General features: G+C 64.5%; 14 protein-coding genes. 3 read left to right on the top strand and 11 right to left on the bottom strand.

Annotated elements, in window-relative coordinates:
* The first annotated feature begins 102 nt into the window (after positions 1–102).
* Entirely contained in the window at positions 103–741 is a 639-nt protein-coding gene (locus E3T39_RS12685; protein WP_134515890.1) for a hypothetical protein, read from the top strand.
* Between the two features lie 9 nt (positions 742–750).
* Here the strand turns inward: E3T39_RS12685 and E3T39_RS12680 are convergent, their stop codons facing one another.
* The 8 genes from E3T39_RS12680 to E3T39_RS12645 form a co-directional block, all read right to left on the bottom strand.
* Positions 751–2,436, bottom strand: coding sequence for a long-chain-fatty-acid--CoA ligase (locus E3T39_RS12680; protein ID WP_134515888.1), 1,686 nt, complete (start codon positions 2,434–2,436; stop codon positions 751–753).
* A complete protein-coding gene (locus tag E3T39_RS12675) occupies positions 2,433–3,515 on the bottom strand; it encodes a threonine aldolase family protein (protein ID WP_134515886.1) in 1,083 nt (360 codons plus the stop codon). Before E3T39_RS12675 ends, E3T39_RS12680 begins: the two co-directional genes overlap by 4 nt.
* A 23-nt stretch (positions 3,516–3,538) precedes the next feature.
* Positions 3,539–4,648: an ABC transporter permease gene (locus E3T39_RS12670; protein ID WP_174845127.1), complete on the bottom strand. Its 1,110-nt coding sequence runs from the start codon at positions 4,646–4,648 to the stop codon at positions 3,539–3,541.
* Complete coding sequence (locus E3T39_RS12665; RefSeq protein ID WP_134515884.1) at positions 4,645–5,529, bottom strand: ABC transporter ATP-binding protein; 885 nt, start codon at positions 5,527–5,529, stop codon at positions 4,645–4,647. Before E3T39_RS12665 ends, E3T39_RS12670 begins: the two co-directional genes overlap by 4 nt.
* Before the next feature lie 96 nt (positions 5,530–5,625).
* Positions 5,626–6,321 (bottom strand): response regulator, encoded by a 696-nt coding sequence (locus tag E3T39_RS12660; RefSeq protein WP_134515882.1) that lies wholly within the window; start codon positions 6,319–6,321, stop codon positions 5,626–5,628.
* Positions 6,318–7,649, bottom strand: coding sequence for a sensor histidine kinase (locus E3T39_RS12655; protein WP_134515880.1), 1,332 nt, complete (start codon positions 7,647–7,649; stop codon positions 6,318–6,320). Before E3T39_RS12655 ends, E3T39_RS12660 begins: the two co-directional genes overlap by 4 nt.
* 2 nt (positions 7,650–7,651) lie before the next feature.
* Complete coding sequence (locus E3T39_RS12650; RefSeq protein WP_241979698.1) at positions 7,652–8,323, bottom strand: SDR family NAD(P)-dependent oxidoreductase; 672 nt, start codon at positions 8,321–8,323, stop codon at positions 7,652–7,654.
* Entirely contained in the window at positions 8,323–9,723 is a 1,401-nt protein-coding gene (locus E3T39_RS12645) for a DUF6421 family protein (protein ID WP_134515879.1), read from the bottom strand. The genes E3T39_RS12650 and E3T39_RS12645 overlap by 1 nt, the downstream gene beginning before the upstream one ends.
* Before the next feature lie 312 nt (positions 9,724–10,035).
* Between E3T39_RS12645 and E3T39_RS12640 the strand changes: the two genes are divergently transcribed.
* Both E3T39_RS12640 and E3T39_RS12635 read left to right on the top strand, forming a co-directional pair.
* Positions 10,036–11,718, top strand: coding sequence for a multicopper oxidase family protein (locus tag E3T39_RS12640; protein ID WP_134515877.1), 1,683 nt, complete (start codon positions 10,036–10,038; stop codon positions 11,716–11,718).
* 1 nt (position 11,719) lies between these two features.
* Positions 11,720–12,760 carry a hypothetical protein gene (locus E3T39_RS12635; protein ID WP_134515875.1) on the top strand — a complete coding sequence of 347 codons (1,041 nt, stop codon included), beginning with the start codon at positions 11,720–11,722 and terminating at the stop codon, positions 12,758–12,760.
* On the opposite strand, the gene E3T39_RS12630 is transcribed toward E3T39_RS12635, so the two are convergent.
* From E3T39_RS12630 to E3T39_RS12620, 3 genes are all read right to left on the bottom strand, one after another.
* Positions 12,757–13,194, bottom strand: a complete 438-nt coding sequence (locus tag E3T39_RS12630) for a QcrA and Rieske domain-containing protein (protein WP_134515873.1) — start codon at positions 13,192–13,194, stop codon at positions 12,757–12,759. The genes E3T39_RS12635 and E3T39_RS12630 overlap by 4 nt on opposite strands.
* A gap of 209 nt (positions 13,195–13,403) precedes the next feature.
* A complete protein-coding gene (locus E3T39_RS12625; protein ID WP_134515871.1) occupies positions 13,404–14,297 on the bottom strand; it encodes an amidohydrolase family protein in 894 nt (297 codons plus the stop codon).
* 35 nt (positions 14,298–14,332) lie between these two features.
* The gene (locus E3T39_RS12620) at positions 14,333–15,109 is read right to left on the bottom strand and encodes a sulfite exporter TauE/SafE family protein (protein ID WP_134515869.1); all 777 of its coding nucleotides are present in this window, start codon (positions 15,107–15,109) and stop codon (positions 14,333–14,335) included.
* Positions 15,110–15,244: the final 135 nt, after the last annotated feature.

Here is a 15,244-nt window from a genome sequence, read left to right as displayed (position 1 = left end):
AGGTACGGGCTACGCTAACCCCACCTCTGTAACACTTCGGAGTGCGTACTATTCCTTCTGAGGCTTCATTACGTGACATGACGAAAACCCGGAGGGAGCACCGTGACGAGACGGGCGAGCGCGCGTTCCGCCGAAGTGCTGGCAGTGGCAACCGCGTTGCTGGTGTCCCTGACCGGCTGCAGCGCCTTCTTTCCGACGGACGTGACGCCAACGGCATCCGTTTCAAGTCCGGAGCCGGTTGCCTGCAGTGAGCACGATGCGCAACTGACCTGGTATCCGCTGCAGGATGCGGAGCCGGCGGCGCTCGGCTACCGGGCACTGAACGTAGCCCCAGGCGGGGTGCAGACACCCGTTGATACTGACTTCGACTACGCACCCACTATGACCAGCGACGTTCTTCTGGCTACGGCGTACCACGAACCTCAGTGGCTCGACTTTCTAGTGGGCGAATTCGGCCGTACCGGCCAGGTGGGTGCGTACAGCGGTGACCTGGGTGATTTCTTTGATTCTGCGAAACCGTCCGATCCCCAGATCGGTGTGTACATCATGGGGTTTCAGACCGGTCAAGTCAATGTTCCCTTCGACCTCACCTGTGCCGGTGAGGAGGTTGGCGCCGGCCTGCTGACCACGAGTGCAAGCCCGTTGATCAGCACCATGGTGTTCTGTGGCGAGGAAACCAGTGCGCCCGCCATCGACAAGGACTATCTCGCGCAACTCCGCTCGTACTGCTCTGCGAGTTAGCTGCGCAGCTTATTTTCCCTGCAGGCGGTTGCGCACCTCGCGGCGCAGCACCTTGCCGAGCAGGCTGCGCGGCAGGTCGTCGACCTCCACGATGCGGCGCGGCACCTTGTAGGACGACAGCCGGGTGCGGCAGTACTCGCGCACCGCGGAAACGTCGAGTTCGACACCTGGCCGCAGCACTACGACCGCCACGACGTCTTCGCCGCCGTTCGGGCTCGGCAGCCCGACCGCGGCCGCGTCCGTGATGTCGGGATGCGAGAGCAGGGTCTCTTCGACCTCGGACGGCGACACATTGAAACCGCCGGTAATGATGAGTTCCTTCAGGCGGTCGACGATGGTGATGAAGCCGTCAGCGGAGACCCGCACGATGTCACCGGTGCGCAGCCAGCCGCCGGGCAGCAGCACCTCGGCGCTCTCGCTCGGGCGATCCCAATAGCCGGAGAAGACCTGGGGGCCGGCTACGAGCAGCTCGCCCTCCTCGTCGAAGCCGCGCTCGATCGTGGGGTTCTCCGGATCGACCACGCGAATATCGGTGCTCGGAAAGGGCACACCGACCGTTCCGGGGCGTCGGCTCGGGCCGATCGGGTTGCCGGCGACGATCGGTGACGCCTCGGTCATGCCGTAACCCTCGACCAGCAGTCCGCCGGTGGCCGTCTCCCAGCGTTCCACAATGGACACCGGCAGGTTCATCGCACCCGAAATAGCAAAGCGGATGCCCGCGAGGCTCACCTTTTTCTTCGCCGCGGCCGTGACTAAGCGATCGTAGATCGGTGGTACCGCTGGCAGAAAGGTGGGCGGTGCGTGCTTGGCCGCGTCGAGCACGAGCTTCTCGTCGAACTTCGGAAACAGCACGAGACGGGCGCCGATGCTCATCGCGAACGTGAGGCAGAGAGTGAGGCCGTAGGCGTGGAACATCGGCAGAACACCGTAAACGGTCTCATCGCCGGGGCGGAGACCTGCCACCCAGGCGGAACCCTGCGCGGCATTTGCGCGCAGGTTGTAATGGCTCAGGATGGCGCCCTTCGGAGCACCGGTCGTGCCGCTCGTGTACTGCAGCACGGCCGTATCCGTGAGCACAGGCCGCTGGTGTGACGGATGCAGTTTGCGAGCACCCACGATCGACTCCCAGCTGATCGCGCCCTTTCCGGGCCCGGCGGTGAGCGAAGCGCGGGCGTCCTGCGCCTTCTTGATCGGCAGTTTGAGGGCCAGCCGTTTCGAGAACGGCATGGCACGCGTGAGGTCGACGGTGACGACATCCGCTACGCCCATGTCTTTGGGAAACGTGCGCACCGACTCATAGACCTTGTCCCAGACGATCGCAACGCGCGCGCCGTGGTCTTCGAACTGATGGCGCAGTTCTCGGTCGGTGTAGAGCGGATTGTGCTCGACCACGATGGCACCGAGGCGCAGCACGGCGTAAAAGGCGACGACGTGCTGCGGACAGTTCGGCAACACGAGGGCAACGCGGTCGCCCGGGCTCACGCCAAGTTTGCGCAGGCCGTTCGCGGCGCGAGAGATCTGCTCACCGAGCTCGGCGTAGGTGGTGCTGGAGCCGAAGAAATCCAGTGCGACGGCCGGCGCAAACCGCTTCGCCGAGGTCTCCATCATGTCGGTGAGGGTTTCGGTGGTCTCGGCGATCGTGTCGGGAACACCGGGCGCGTACGAGGCCAGCCACGGCTGGTGCTTGAAGGTCACGACAACTCCCGGGTGATCGCGGCCACGAACGTGTCGATGTCGTCCTCGGTGGTGTCGAAGCCGCACATCCAGCGCACCTCGTTCTTGGTGGCGTCCCAGTCATAGAAGCGAAAGGATTCGCGCAGCCGGTCGGCGACGCCGGCGGGCAGAGTGGCGAAAATGGCGTTTGCCTGGGTGGCCTGGTTGAAGGCCAGCCCGGTAATGGTTCCCTGGGCGAGCCCGGTCTCGAGCGCACCGCGCAGCCGAGCGGCCATGGCGTTCGAGTGGGAGGCGTTGCGCAGCCACAGATCGCCGTCGAGCAGCGCGATGAGTTGCGCGGAGATGAAACGCATCTTGCTGGAGAGCTGCATGTTCGACTTGCGAAGAAATTTCAGACCGGTGGATGCCGCCGGGTTCAATACCACGATGCACTCACCGAGCATCATGCCGTTCTTGGTGCCGCCAAAGCTGAGCACGTCGACGCCGGCATCGCGTGTGAAGGCGCGCAGCGGCACCCCGAGGCTCGCCGCCGCGTTGGAGATGCGAGCACCGTCCATGTGCAGCGTCATGCCTTTGGAGTGGGCGTGATCGGCGATCGCGCGCACCTCGTCAACCGTGTACGCGGTGCCAAGCTCGGTGGTCTGGGTGATTGCCACGACGAGCGGCTGGGCGCGGTGCTCATCGCCCCAACCCCAGGCCTCCTGGTCGATGAGTTCCGGGGTGAGCTTGCCGTCGGAGGTGATCACCGGAAGCAGTTTGAACCCGCCGACGTGTTCGGGCGCGCCGCCCTCGTCGTTGTGGATGTGCGCGGTGGCCGCGCAGATCACGGCGCCCCAGCGTGGCAGCATCGACTGCAGCCCGGTGACGTTGGCGCCGGTGCCGTTGAACACCGGAAAAGCTTCGATGCCCGCGCCGAACTGTCGGGCGAAGACCTCCTGCAGCCGGGCCGTATAGACGTCTTCGCCGTAGGCGATCTGGTGAGCACCGTTGGCCTGGGCCATTGCTTCCAGGATTTCCGGATGGATTCCGGAGTAGTTGTCGGAGGCAAAACCGCGGGAGGACAGATCATGGAGTTGGGTCACTCGTCCATCCTCCCGCATTCGGCTGGCCGTCGCCCACGGTCTTACTTGTGCAGGGCCTCGCGCAGCGAGACGCGGGCGCCCATTCGCAGCAGGGCGTTGGAGTAGATGCGCGACCCGATCAGAATCACCACCATCGTCGACAGGGCCAGCACGATCAGTGAGAGCACGGGCTCCCACCATTCGGCGTCACCGAGGAAGATGCGCACCGGCATGCCAACCGGGGCCGAGAACGGCACGTACGACATGATTGCCAACACGAGCGGGTTGTCGTTAAAGAAGACCACCATGAAATAGGGGATCATGACGAGGAACAGCACCGGTGAGGTCGCCGAGCCCACGTCTTCCTGCCGGGAAACCATCGACGCCGTTGCCGCATAGAGCGCGGCCAGCAGCACGAATCCGAAGGCGAAGAACACGGCGAACCAGACGATGGCCGGGCCGACATCGGCCAGGAGCACCCGTTGCCCCGTCACCGCCAGGCCGATCGATACCAGCAGGCCGATAGACACGATCTGTCCGAACGCCATGAGGCTGTTGCCGAGCACCTTGCCGGCCAGCAGTGCCCGCACCGAGATGGTCGACATGAGAATCTCGACGATGCGGGTCTGCTTCTCTTCGACCACACTCTGGGCGATGGTGGCGCCGAAGGTGGTCGCCGACATGAGAAAGATGATGCCAAAGCCGATGGCAACGAGGTAGGCGAGAAAACCGTCTTGCGAGGCCGGCTCGAGAATTTTTACATCGGGGCTCACACTCAGCGTGCCGAGAACATCGATCGGCGCCGAATCCAGGGCGATCACCGTGATACCGAGCAGCGAATCGGCGCTGTCCGATGGCACAACGGCCGCGTCGACGGTGCCGTCGCGCACGAGTGCTTCGGCGTCTGTGACGGTGTCGGATTCGACGATATCGAAGGCTTCGGTTTGTTCGACGACGCTGATGGCCGTGCCTACCACGGCGACCTTGGTCAGGCTTTCATTCTGGCTGACCAGACTGCCGACGATGACCGACGCCACGGAGATGAGTAGCAGAATGCCGGTCGCGATGAGAAAGGACTTGCTGCGGAGGCGTGCCGTGATCTCGCGGTTGGAAACCAGCCAGACGCTCTGGGCGAAGGTGGGTGCGGTGTGCACCGGGCGTGTGGTGCTCACGCGATGACCTCCTTGAAGATGGTGGCGAGTGACGGTCTTTGCTGACTGAAAGTATGGACTGCGCCGAGCGTGATCGCGTGGTGCAGAACGGCCTGGCTGGCGGCATCCGTTTCGGCTTCAAAAACGGCGAAGTCGCCGTCGAAGTCGATCACGGTGATGCCCGGCTCTGACCGGATCCAGCCGGTGTCACCCGCCGTGCGAATCTCGAATCGGGGGCTGCTGTGCTGCTCGCGCAGGGCCTCGCGGGAGCCGTTCGCGCGAATTTCGCCGTCGGCGATGATGACGAGGTCGTCGCAGAGCCGTTCGACAATATCGAGCTGGTGCGAGGAAAACAGCACGGGCGTGCCCTGGGCGGCGTAGCCGGCGAGCACGCTCATCACGACCTCCACCGCCAGGGGGTCGAGGCCAGAGAATGGCTCATCGAGCACGAGAAACTCGGGGTCGTGTACGAGCGCGGCGGCGATCTGGGCGCGTTGCTGGTTGCCGAGTGAGAGCGACTCGACGGTGTCGCCGGCGCGCGCGCCGAGACCGAGACGCTCGAGCAGATCATCGGTGTTGCGGCGAGCGGATGCCGGTGACAGCCCGTGCAGGCGGGCCAGGTAGACCAGCTGCTCGGCGACTTTCATCTTGGGGTAAAGGCCGCGTTCCTCTGGCATGTAGCCGAACCTGCGGCGGTCGTTCGCGGTTACTGGCGTGCCGTCGATGAGAACGGTGCCCGTATCGGGCGAGAGCACACCGAGAATGATGCGCATCGTCGTGGTCTTACCGGCGCCGTTCGCGCCGACGAAGCCGGTCATGCGGCCGTCCCCGACAGTGAAACTCACGTCGGTGAGTACCTCTCTCGTGCCATAGCTCTTGGTGACTCCCCTGATGTCGAGCATGCGCGCCCTTTCGTTGTGCGTGCCTTCACGGTAGCGCGGGACAGCGGGCTGCCACATCCGCCTGGCGGGTGAACCGGTCTCCGCCTGGCGGAGGAGCTACGCTTTGAGCGCGCCGCCGGGCACGATGACGCCGTGCTCGTAGGCGTAGACGACGGCTTGAATGCGGTCGCGCAGGCCTAGCTTCATCAGCACCTTGGACACGTGCGATTTCACCGTGGCCTCACCGAGAAAGAGCTGCGTGGCAATTTCAGCGTTGGCCAGCCCCTGGGCGAGCAGCGCAAACACCTCGGACTCACGTTCGGTCAGCTCGTGCAGTGCTTTGGGCGGGTTAGCGGCCAAAACGGATGCCCCGCCCGGGTTCACGCACCGCTCAATTACACGCCGGGTGACGTCGGGAGCCAGCAGGGCGTCACCACGGGCCAGCACCTGCACGGCCTCGATCAGCGCCTCGGGTGTGGAGTTCTTCAGGATGAACCCGCTGGCACCGTGCTGCAGCGCGGCAAAGAGGTAGTCCTCGCGGTCGAAGGTCGTGAGCATGAGTACGCCGGCGTGGATCGACGGGTCGTCGACGATGGACCGGGTGGCGGTGAGTCCGTCGACGCCGGGCATCTGCACGTCCATGCAGATGACGTCGGGGTGGAGGGTGCGGGCCAGGTCGAGGGCTGCGGCGCCGTCGGCGGCCTCACCGACGACGTGGATGCCAGGCTCGGAGTGCAGAATGATGCGGAACCCGGCGCGCACCAGCGCCTGGTCGTCGACGAGGAGCACGCGGATTCCGGTCGGGTCGCTCATACCGTCTCTCGTTTCATGAGGGGAAACCGAGCACGCACGAGGTAACCGCCGCGTGGCCGACCACCGAGGTGCAGTTCGCCGCCGACAGCAGAGACCCGTTCGCGCATGCCGCGCTGGCCGAGCCCGGTCGTGTGGCCGGTGGCCTCCCGGGAACCGCCGCCCGGCGGGACCGCAGCGAATTGCCGTCGGGGGCCGACTCCGTCGTCGGTTATCTCGAGCTCGACGGCATCCGTTTCGTAGCGCAGCCGCAACTCGGTGCTGACGCCGGGGCCGGCGTGTTTGCGGGTGTTGGTCAGGGCTTCCTGGGCGATGCGATAGATGCTCAGGCCGATGGTCGCAGGAATCGCCCGTTCGTCGCCGACGATCGACAGGCGCACGGGAATGCCGGCGATGCGGCTTTCGTCGGCGAGCTCATCGAGTTGGGCGATGCCGCGGGTGCTGCTGCTCTGGCTGGTCGGTTCAGCGCCCTGGGCGTCGTCACCGCGCAGTGCGCCGAGCATGGTGTGCAGCTCGTCAACGGCGCTGCGTGCGCTTTGTTCGATGATGGTCAGCGCGTCGGCGGCCTGCCGCGGATCGCTGGAGAGGATGCGGCGGGCAGCGCCGGCCTGCACGCCCATGACCGACACGTGGTGGGCGACGACGTCGTGCAACTCGCGGGCGATGCGCACGCGTTCCAGTGTGATCGCCTGGGCGGCATTGCGTTCCCGCTCGGCGGCGAGCTCGGCTGTACTGTTCTCCAGTGCGGCGTTATTGCGGGCGGAGTTCCACGCGGATTCCCCAAAATACCAGGCCGCACCGAAGTAGACCAGGTTGATGAAGACCTGCAACACCCCGAATGCCGCGTAGGGCGAGAAGAAGCCGTCGCGCGAGAGCTCGGGCATCATGGTCATCTGGTTGGCCTGCACCATGATCTGCGCGAACAGCCAGATGAACATGCCGGCAACGATCGCGACCCGCACCCACTTGGCGGCAACGCGGTGGCGGCTCCAGGCTCCGACCGAATAAATGGCAATGTAGAGGCAGATATTGGAGAAAAGCATGTCGCTCGCCTCGAGCATTGTGCCAGCGGTGAAGACCACGGATGCCGTTATGGCCACAATTTCGGGCCACCGACGACGTAGCGCGAGCGGCAGGCTGATGAGCGCTACCCAGAGCGCCACTTGCCAGACTGGCGCTTCGGTGAAGACGCCGGCGCTGCGAGTGAGTGAGACGCTTAGGGCGGTAGCGCCGGCCAGAACCAGCGCAACCCACAGGTCTTTTCGCAGGCTCGGCCCGACGGGGCTGGGCCGCTGCCACTCGTAGCTGAGGTGGGAGTCGGTGGAGCTCATGACTACACGCTAGCGGGGTCCTCCGACACCAGCACAACCCGACTGCCGTTGGCGGATGCCGCCGTCTCGTCCCACAGCCCCGTCACGCGGGTAGCCAGCTCGGTTTCGAGCCCGTCGAGCGACCGCACGACGAAAATCACCGCCGCGGCACTGTCCCCGGCTTTCGCAAAACCCGCTCCGACCGCGCGCACCCACGTTTCGGCCGCGGACTTCGCCGCCGCATAATTCGCGCCGCCAGCAGCTGGCCGGTCCACGGACACGCTCGACACAATCGCGAGGCGTCCGGCCGATGACGCAAGCAGGTCGGCGTTGAAGGCCCGGGTGGTGTTGCGCAGGGTGGCGACGACGTGAGAGTGCAGAAAGTCCCAGTCCTCGTCGGTCTGGCCGGCGAGCCCGCCTCCGCCGCGCCATCCGCCTACCAGATGAATCAAGCCATCGATGGGGCCGGTCGCTGAGGCCAGCGCGGTCACCGCGTCGAAGTCAGTGAGATCACACTCGTAGAGCGCCGCCTTCGGTGCTGCGGCGAGCACCGACTGGAGGCGTTTGAGGTTGGAGCCGACGGCGACGACTCGCGCGCCGGCACCCGCTAGTGAAGCGGCTACGGCCAGACCGGCCGTGCTGGTCGCACCGGCGATCAGCACGGTGCGACCAGCAACGGCCGGACTGGCATTCACTAGTCGACCGCGCTGCCGGTGATACCGGCCGTGGACTCGATGACCGTGCGCATCTTCTTCTCGAGCGCCTCGAAGAACATCGACAGCGGGAATTCGTCGTCGAGAACCTGATCGGTGTAGCCCTTCGGCGCTCCGGCGAGCACCTCGAGCGGCAGCCCGCGGGCCCAGGTGGACGCCGGGTTCGGGGTGAGGGTCTTCGAGATCATCTCGTAGGCCGCGAGCCAGTGTGCCTTCTTCGGTCGGTCGATCGACGCCCAGTACAGCTCGTCGATCTGCGCTCCGAGAGCGATGACCACCTCGGGCACGGCGTCCCAGTCAAAGCTGAGGCGGGTGTCGGTCCAGTGCAGCACGCCATGCTGGTGCATCCAGGCGAACAATAGCTGACCGCCGAGGCCGTCATAGTTGCGCACCCGGTTGCCGGTGATCGCGAACCGAAAGATGCGGTCGAAGATGACCGCGTACTGCACCAGTTTCGCGTGCCGACGCGCCTCGGGGCTCGCCAGCTCACTGCCTTCAATCGTGACCGATTCGCGAAAAGCGGTCAGGTCGCAGCGCAACTCCTCGAGCGAATAGAGAAAGAACGGCATGCGCTGCTTGATCATGAACGGGTCGAACGGCAGGTCTCCGCGCATGTGCGTGCGGTCGTGGATGAGGTCCCACATCACGAAGGTCTCTTCGGTCAGGTGCTGGTCGCCCAGTAGCGCGGCGGCCTCGGTGGGCAGCTCGAGCCGGGTGATGTCGGCCGCCGCGCGCACGACTCGGCGAAAACGGGCGGCTTCGCGGTCGGCGAAGATCGCCCCCCAGGTGAACGTGGGAATCTCGCGCATCGCGACCGTCTCGGGGAATAGCACGGCCGAGTTGGTGTCGTAACCCGGGGTGAAATCGAGAAAACGAATCGGTACGAACAGCTTGTTCGTGTAGCCGGCTTCGAGTTCGCCGATGAATTCCGGCCAGATGACCTCGATCAGAACGGCTTCGACCAAGCGATTGGCGCTGCCGTTTTGCGTGTACATCGGAAACACCACGAGGTGGCGCAGTCCGTTCACGCGGTGCTGCTGCGGCTGGAAGGCCATCAGGGAGTCGTAGAAGTCGGGCACGCCGAATCCGTCCGACGCCCAGCGGTCGAAGTCCACGACCAGAGCCGTCAGATACGCGGCGTCGTGTGCGAACTGCGGCGCGAGGTCGTTGAGGGCCGCGGTGATGCGCGAAACGGAAGCCTCAGCATCCGCGTGCCGTTCGGCGTCCGTAATCGACCCGTCCTGCGACTGCACAGCCTGCAGTGAGGTCGCCGCTGCCTTGAGGCTGAGCCAGGAGGGGTGCTGCGCGAGGCCGTCTTCGAGAACCTCGGGCTCTCCGACCAGAGCGTTAGCTACGTGTGTTTTTTCAACAGATATCGACATGGGAACCTCCGATTCGAATGAGTGCCGCGGTCGCGGCGGGCGTGCCACTACAGAGTATCGGGCGATGCACGGCGTTTTCTTGCGATTTCTCGCAACGAATCCTCGCTCAAGGGGCGTAATGGCGCTTGAATTCGCCGTGACGTGTCGAGCGGCGAGCTGAGGAGACGACAGCATGCGATTGCGACCAGTAATCAGCGCAACGGGTCAGTTCCCGAGCGCGCACACGAACACTACGCCAGCCTAAGGTTTCCACAAGGCCGCCACGGCATTCTTCATCGTGAACTCATCTCGACGCACCACTCCGGAGTGATTATGACGACACGTAGGGAAGTACTGCAGTTGGGCGCAGTGGGCGCCGCCGGCGCGATGAGCGCCCTTGGCATGGCCAGGATGTCGGACCCGGTCCCCACCCCGAGTCTGTTGGCGCCCGCGAACATGCCGGTCCCGTACCGGGGCGTGTTCCGCCGCCCGCCCGAGCTGGTGCCGTACGCCACGGGCTTCGATGATGGCGACCCGGCTCGGCCATTCGCCAAATTCGCCCTCACCGAGAAGCTGGCGCAGGCCCGGATCCTTCCGGGGCTCTCCACCACCCTGGCGGGGTACAACGGTGTTTTCCCCGGCCCGACCATTCGGGTGCGACAGGGCACCCGAACCGAGGTACGCATCCGCAACGCCTTGCCGGCAACAGGGCTCCTGCACCCGTCGGCGTTCAACACCGTCACCCATATGCACGGCTCGGCGTCGCTGCCCCAGTACGACGGGTACGCCAACGACTTCACGGCTCCGGGCAAAGTCAAGAACTACCAGTACCCCAATTGGCAGTCGGCGCGCACGCTCTGGTACCACGACCACAACCACCTGGTCACGAGCCAGAATGTGTACTCAGGGCTCGCGGGTTTTTACCCAATGTCGGACCAGTACGAGCAGGCGCAGCTGCCTCAGGGCGAGTTCGACGTGCCGCTGATGATCTCGGACGCAATGTTCAACGCCGATGGCTCCCTGGGATTTAACGACAACGGCCACGCGGGTCTGTGGGGTGACGTGATCATGGTCAACGGGGTGCCGTGGCCGACGATGAAGGTCAAGCCGCGCATCTACCGCTTTCGAGTTCTCGTGGCCTCGATCACACGCTCCTATCGACCCATGCTGTCCACCGGTGACCCGTTCTACGTCGTCGGCACCGACGGCGGCATGACGCCCAAGGTGGAGGCGGTGCAGTCCTGGCGACAGGGCACGGCGGAGCGCTACGAGATCCTGATCGACTTTCGCAAGTACAAGGTTGGCCAGATGATCGAGATGCGCAACCTGAGCAACAAGAACAACGTCAACTTCGCCAACACGAACAAGATTATGCGGTTTCAGGTCGTGGCCGACTCGGGTTCCACGGTCGGGTCGATCTCCGCCATCCCCACAACGCTCGACGACGGTGGCTCGGCAAACCCGCAGCGTGGTGGCCTCGACGTGATGAAGCTGACCCCGGAGATGGCGGTAGCGAAGCGGATACTTCGAGTGCAGCGCCAGGGCGGAGAGTGGACCATCAACGGGGAGACGTGGGAGGACGTGGCGGCATCCGGGTTCTCCCGGTGCTTCGCCAGCCCCCAGCCGTACTCCGTTGAGCAGTGGACCATCACGAACGAGTCCGGAGGCTGGTTCCACCCCGTGCACATTCACCTGATCGACGCCAAAATCATCGCCCGAAACACCAATGGTGGCAAGCCATTCCCGTGGGAGGGTGGGCCAAAAGACGTCTTCTATGCGGGAGAGAACGAATCCATCACCGTGCTGATGCAGTTCAACACCGGTGCCCACGCCGGCGGACGGTACATGGTGCACTGCCACAACCTGGTGCATGAAGACCACGACATGATGGTGCAGTTCTCGGTCGGGGACTGGCGAAACAACGACCCGGTCAGCTCGGACTATCCGGTCGTGGACACCACTCCCATGACTTCGTATCCGCCGGTGTACCGGCCCGGGTTTGCGGCGGGAACCTAAGATGAACAATGTCACCAAGATCGTTACGGCGGTACTCATCGCGTTCGCACTGAGCGGATGCACCGCCGTGGCGTCACCCCCTACAACCGCTCCCGTTTCGGCCGGATTGACCGGCGACGCTGAGACGGGTACCGATGCGGGCAACGACCGACCTACTGTGACCTACGACGGGCTGATGGTTCGACGCCGGGTGGTGATCGCAATCCACTCGACTCCCGACGCCGATCTCGCCGCGCTTCGCACGGTGCTCGATGATGCGGCAAACCAAAGCCAGATACACCTGTCCGACATCTCTCCCGACGTCCTCGACCCCGCCTCGCTCGAGCACCTCGTGCCGGAGCTGATCGTGGCCTTGCCGATGGGGGGTACCGTTGCCGAAGCCGGGGAACTGGCCAACCGTGCGTACTTCCAGGACCCAGTGGTTTCCGGGGTGGACCACTACCACGTCGCCGAGGTTCTGGTACACGATCTCCGGTTCGCGGTTCGGGCGACCAGTCCTGCTGCACTGGAGGAGTCCATCGCCAGGGAAGGCATCCTGTCGGACGCGCTCGGCAACTACTCCACCACCCTCCGCACCGGTGAGCTCGACGTGACCTACACCGGCCCGCTACTCAGCGATGATCTTATAAAATCGGTTCAAAACGGCATCGCGCGCGCGGCGCACACCAAGCTGGAAGCAGTCACCGTTTCCCCCCGCTCGACCGCCGGGGTCGGTGTGGATATGGCAATCGAGCCAGCGCCAGCGCCGGCAGCCACCGAAGCTGCTTCGGACCATAACCACGACGCCGCGCCCGACGACAGCGACGGACGCATCGGATCGGGTAACGGCAGTGACGACGTCACCGACGCTCCCGATGACAGCGACGGACGAGGGGAAAGCAGTAACTCCGGCCCCAGCGTCGATGACACGGTCGACGACAGCGGCAGTTCGGGCCACGGGTCCGATTCGGGCCACGACACCGACGAGAACAGCGGCCACGGCAGCCAGGACGACTCCGATAATGGCGGCTCCGGCGACGGCAAGGGAAGCAACGACGGCTAGCGTCGAGAGGTGAGTACGACGCCGCCGGTGACGTGCACCGCAATCTTTTCCAGCGGCGAGGGCGCGGGGCCATCAAGCACCTCTCCGGTTGCCCCGTTGAAGCGTGACTGGTGGCACGGGCAATCGAATTCGCTGCCCCCGGGTTTGACGACACAACCCTGGTGCGTGCAGATGGCACTAAAGGCAATGACACTACCTTCGGTCGGCTGTGAAACCAGAATCGGTTTCCCCTCCAGGGTGGCCGAAATGGAGCCGCCGACCGGGATATCGGCAAGCTTGGCGACCTCTTGAGGCGCGCCCGCGGACGCCGCCGTCTGGCCACCAGCCTCCACTCCGGCAGACGATTCGGTCGAGCAACCGGCAAGCACAGCAGCGGTGCCCGCGCTCCCGATCAATATAACGGCGCGGCGGGAGAGATCGGTGGCCGGTGTCATGGTCGTCCTCGAATTCGGCGTAGTGAGTTGATGGATAATGCTCGTCATAGCAGCAAGATGGATCATATGGCCGGTAGCGGCAGCATTGTGCATGGACGCCAAAATACGGCTTGGTCCTGCCCCTGGTAGAGGAGCTGGACCAAACCGTATAGTTCTCTCAATCGGCCTGGTGGATCTGGTCGGTGGCCTAGTGGACGCGGATCGTGGCCCTATTCGCCGATCAGCCGCAGACCGTTATACCAGCAGACAGCGCGCAGCCAGTTGTCGTCGAGCCTGGGCTCGCGGTCACGCAGTCGTTCGAGCGACTCGAGCTGGTGCGCATACGGGTACGGAATGTTGGGAAAGTCGCTGCCGAGCACCACCCGGTCGGGCAGGTCGGCCAGCCGTGGCAGCAGCGCAGGGTCGAACGGCGCGAGCTGCTCGAAGAAACTGGTGAAGGCCATGGTGGTGTCGAGGTGCACCCACGGATAGCGTTCGGCGAGATCGAGAAACTCGCCGTACTCCGGGGCACCGAGATGGGCGACGACGGCTGTCAACAGCGGATGCCGCGCCAACACCCCCGCAAGCTTGTCCGGCCCGGTGATACCCGGCCGCGATACCGGCCCGCTGCCGACATGGATCACGACCGGAATTCCGGCGTCTGCGAGCAACCCCCAGACCGGGTCGAGTACCGGTTCCCGCAGGTCGAACGCCCCGATCTGCGCATGGATCTTGAACACACGCGCACCTCGGTCGAGGGCGGACTGAACCTGATCGAGCACGCCCTCTTCCGGGTAGAACGTGGCGCTCGGCACGCAATCGGCGTTTTCGGCGGCCAGTCCGAGTGAGAAGTCAGTCAGGGAAGCCGCCATGCCCGGGCGATGCGCATAGGACAGCGCGGTGAAACGGCGCACGCCCAGCCGGCGTATCGTCGCCAGTCGCGACTGTTGATCGTCTCGGTACTGGATCGGCCACGCCTGGCCGATCAGCGGTTCGATCTCGTCGAAGTGGGCCCAGACGCGCCGCAGCATCCGCTCTGGGAGAAAATGGGTGTGCAAGTCGACCAGTCCGGGTAGGCCAAGGCCGCGCCACCAAGCTGGGACATCGTTGTCGGTGAGCATCATTTCATCCAGTCTGTCAGATTGCCTGACCGGAGTGACTAGGTGACCAGCAGCACGACCGCGGCCGTCAGCGCGACGATCACGAGAATCGTGCGCAGTACCGGAGCGGGCAGGCGCCGTCCGATTCTGGCGCCGAGCCAGCCGCCGAGCGCCGAGCCCACGCCGATCAGGACAGCAATCATCCAGTCGACCGTGCCGCTGGAAATGAAGATCACCGCCGACACGACGTTGGCGACACCGGCCAGAACGTTCTTGGCCCCGTTGGCGCGGTGCATGTCGGTCGACCAGAGAATCCCGAGGAGGGCGAGTAATACCACGCCCTGGGCGGCACCGAAATAGCCGCCGTACACGCCTGTCGCGAGCACGCCAAGGATCAGACCAATGGCCACAGGGCGGGTGTCTGCATGGGCTACGTCAGATTTGCGCCGCACGAATCGCGCGATGCGCGGCTGTATTGCGGAGAGCACACCCGCAAGGAGCAGCAGGTACGGAACAACAACGGAGAATGCGGATGCCGGCAGAACCAGCAGCAGGATGCCGCCGACGATGCCGCCAATGGCAGAGAAGACGGCCATGAGCCCCACGGCGCGCCACTGGCCCTGGAGTTCTCGTCGGTAGCCGTAGGCGCCAGTGACGGAGGCCGGTACCAGGCCGACTGTGTTCGACACATTCGCCGTGATCGGCGGGATTCCGAGGGCGAGCAGGGTTGGAAAAGTGATCAGCGTGCCCGCGCCGGCCACCACGTTGATGATTCCGGCCACGATCCCCGCCACGAAGATAATCGTGCCGTTGAGGAGGCCTATCTCAATTTCCATGGTGTTGTCCTTTTCGTAGACGATCTGTCTCTATACCGTATACAGTATCCAAACAACGGACGAACTTTTTCACTACTTCCACTGGAGACATGATGCTTCGAAGAACGTTGAACATAGGTTGCATGGCCGCGGCAT

This window comes from Cryobacterium suzukii (assembly GCF_004403185.1).
GTDB classification, from domain to species: domain Bacteria; phylum Actinomycetota; class Actinomycetes; order Actinomycetales; family Microbacteriaceae; genus Cryobacterium; species Cryobacterium suzukii.
This window is presented reverse-complemented; position numbering and strand designations above follow the sequence as displayed.

Excerpts from the sequence above, each read along its gene's own strand:
- E3T39_RS12620 (WP_134515869.1), bottom strand. The coding sequence starts at position 15,109 with ATGGAAATTGAGATAGGCCTCCTCAACGGCACGATTATCTTCGTGGCG.
- E3T39_RS12625 (WP_134515871.1), bottom strand. The coding sequence starts at position 14,297 with ATGATGCTCACCGACAACGATGTCCCAGCTTGGTGGCGCGGCCTTGGC.
- E3T39_RS12675 (WP_134515886.1), bottom strand. The coding sequence starts at position 3,515 with ATGCGGGAGGATGGACGAGTGACCCAACTCCATGATCTGTCCTCCCGC.
- E3T39_RS12635 (WP_134515875.1), top strand. The coding sequence starts at position 11,720 with ATGAACAATGTCACCAAGATCGTTACGGCGGTACTCATCGCGTTCGCA.
- E3T39_RS12660 (WP_134515882.1), bottom strand. The coding sequence starts at position 6,321 with ATGAGCGACCCGACCGGAATCCGCGTGCTCCTCGTCGACGACCAGGCG.
- E3T39_RS12640 (WP_134515877.1), top strand. The coding sequence starts at position 10,036 with ATGACGACACGTAGGGAAGTACTGCAGTTGGGCGCAGTGGGCGCCGCC.
- E3T39_RS12645 (WP_134515879.1), bottom strand. The coding sequence starts at position 9,723 with ATGTCGATATCTGTTGAAAAAACACACGTAGCTAACGCTCTGGTCGGA.
- E3T39_RS12665 (WP_134515884.1), bottom strand. The coding sequence starts at position 5,529 with ATGCTCGACATCAGGGGAGTCACCAAGAGCTATGGCACGAGAGAGGTA.
- E3T39_RS12630 (WP_134515873.1), bottom strand. The coding sequence starts at position 13,194 with ATGACACCGGCCACCGATCTCTCCCGCCGCGCCGTTATATTGATCGGG.
- E3T39_RS12655 (WP_134515880.1), bottom strand. The coding sequence starts at position 7,649 with ATGAGCTCCACCGACTCCCACCTCAGCTACGAGTGGCAGCGGCCCAGC.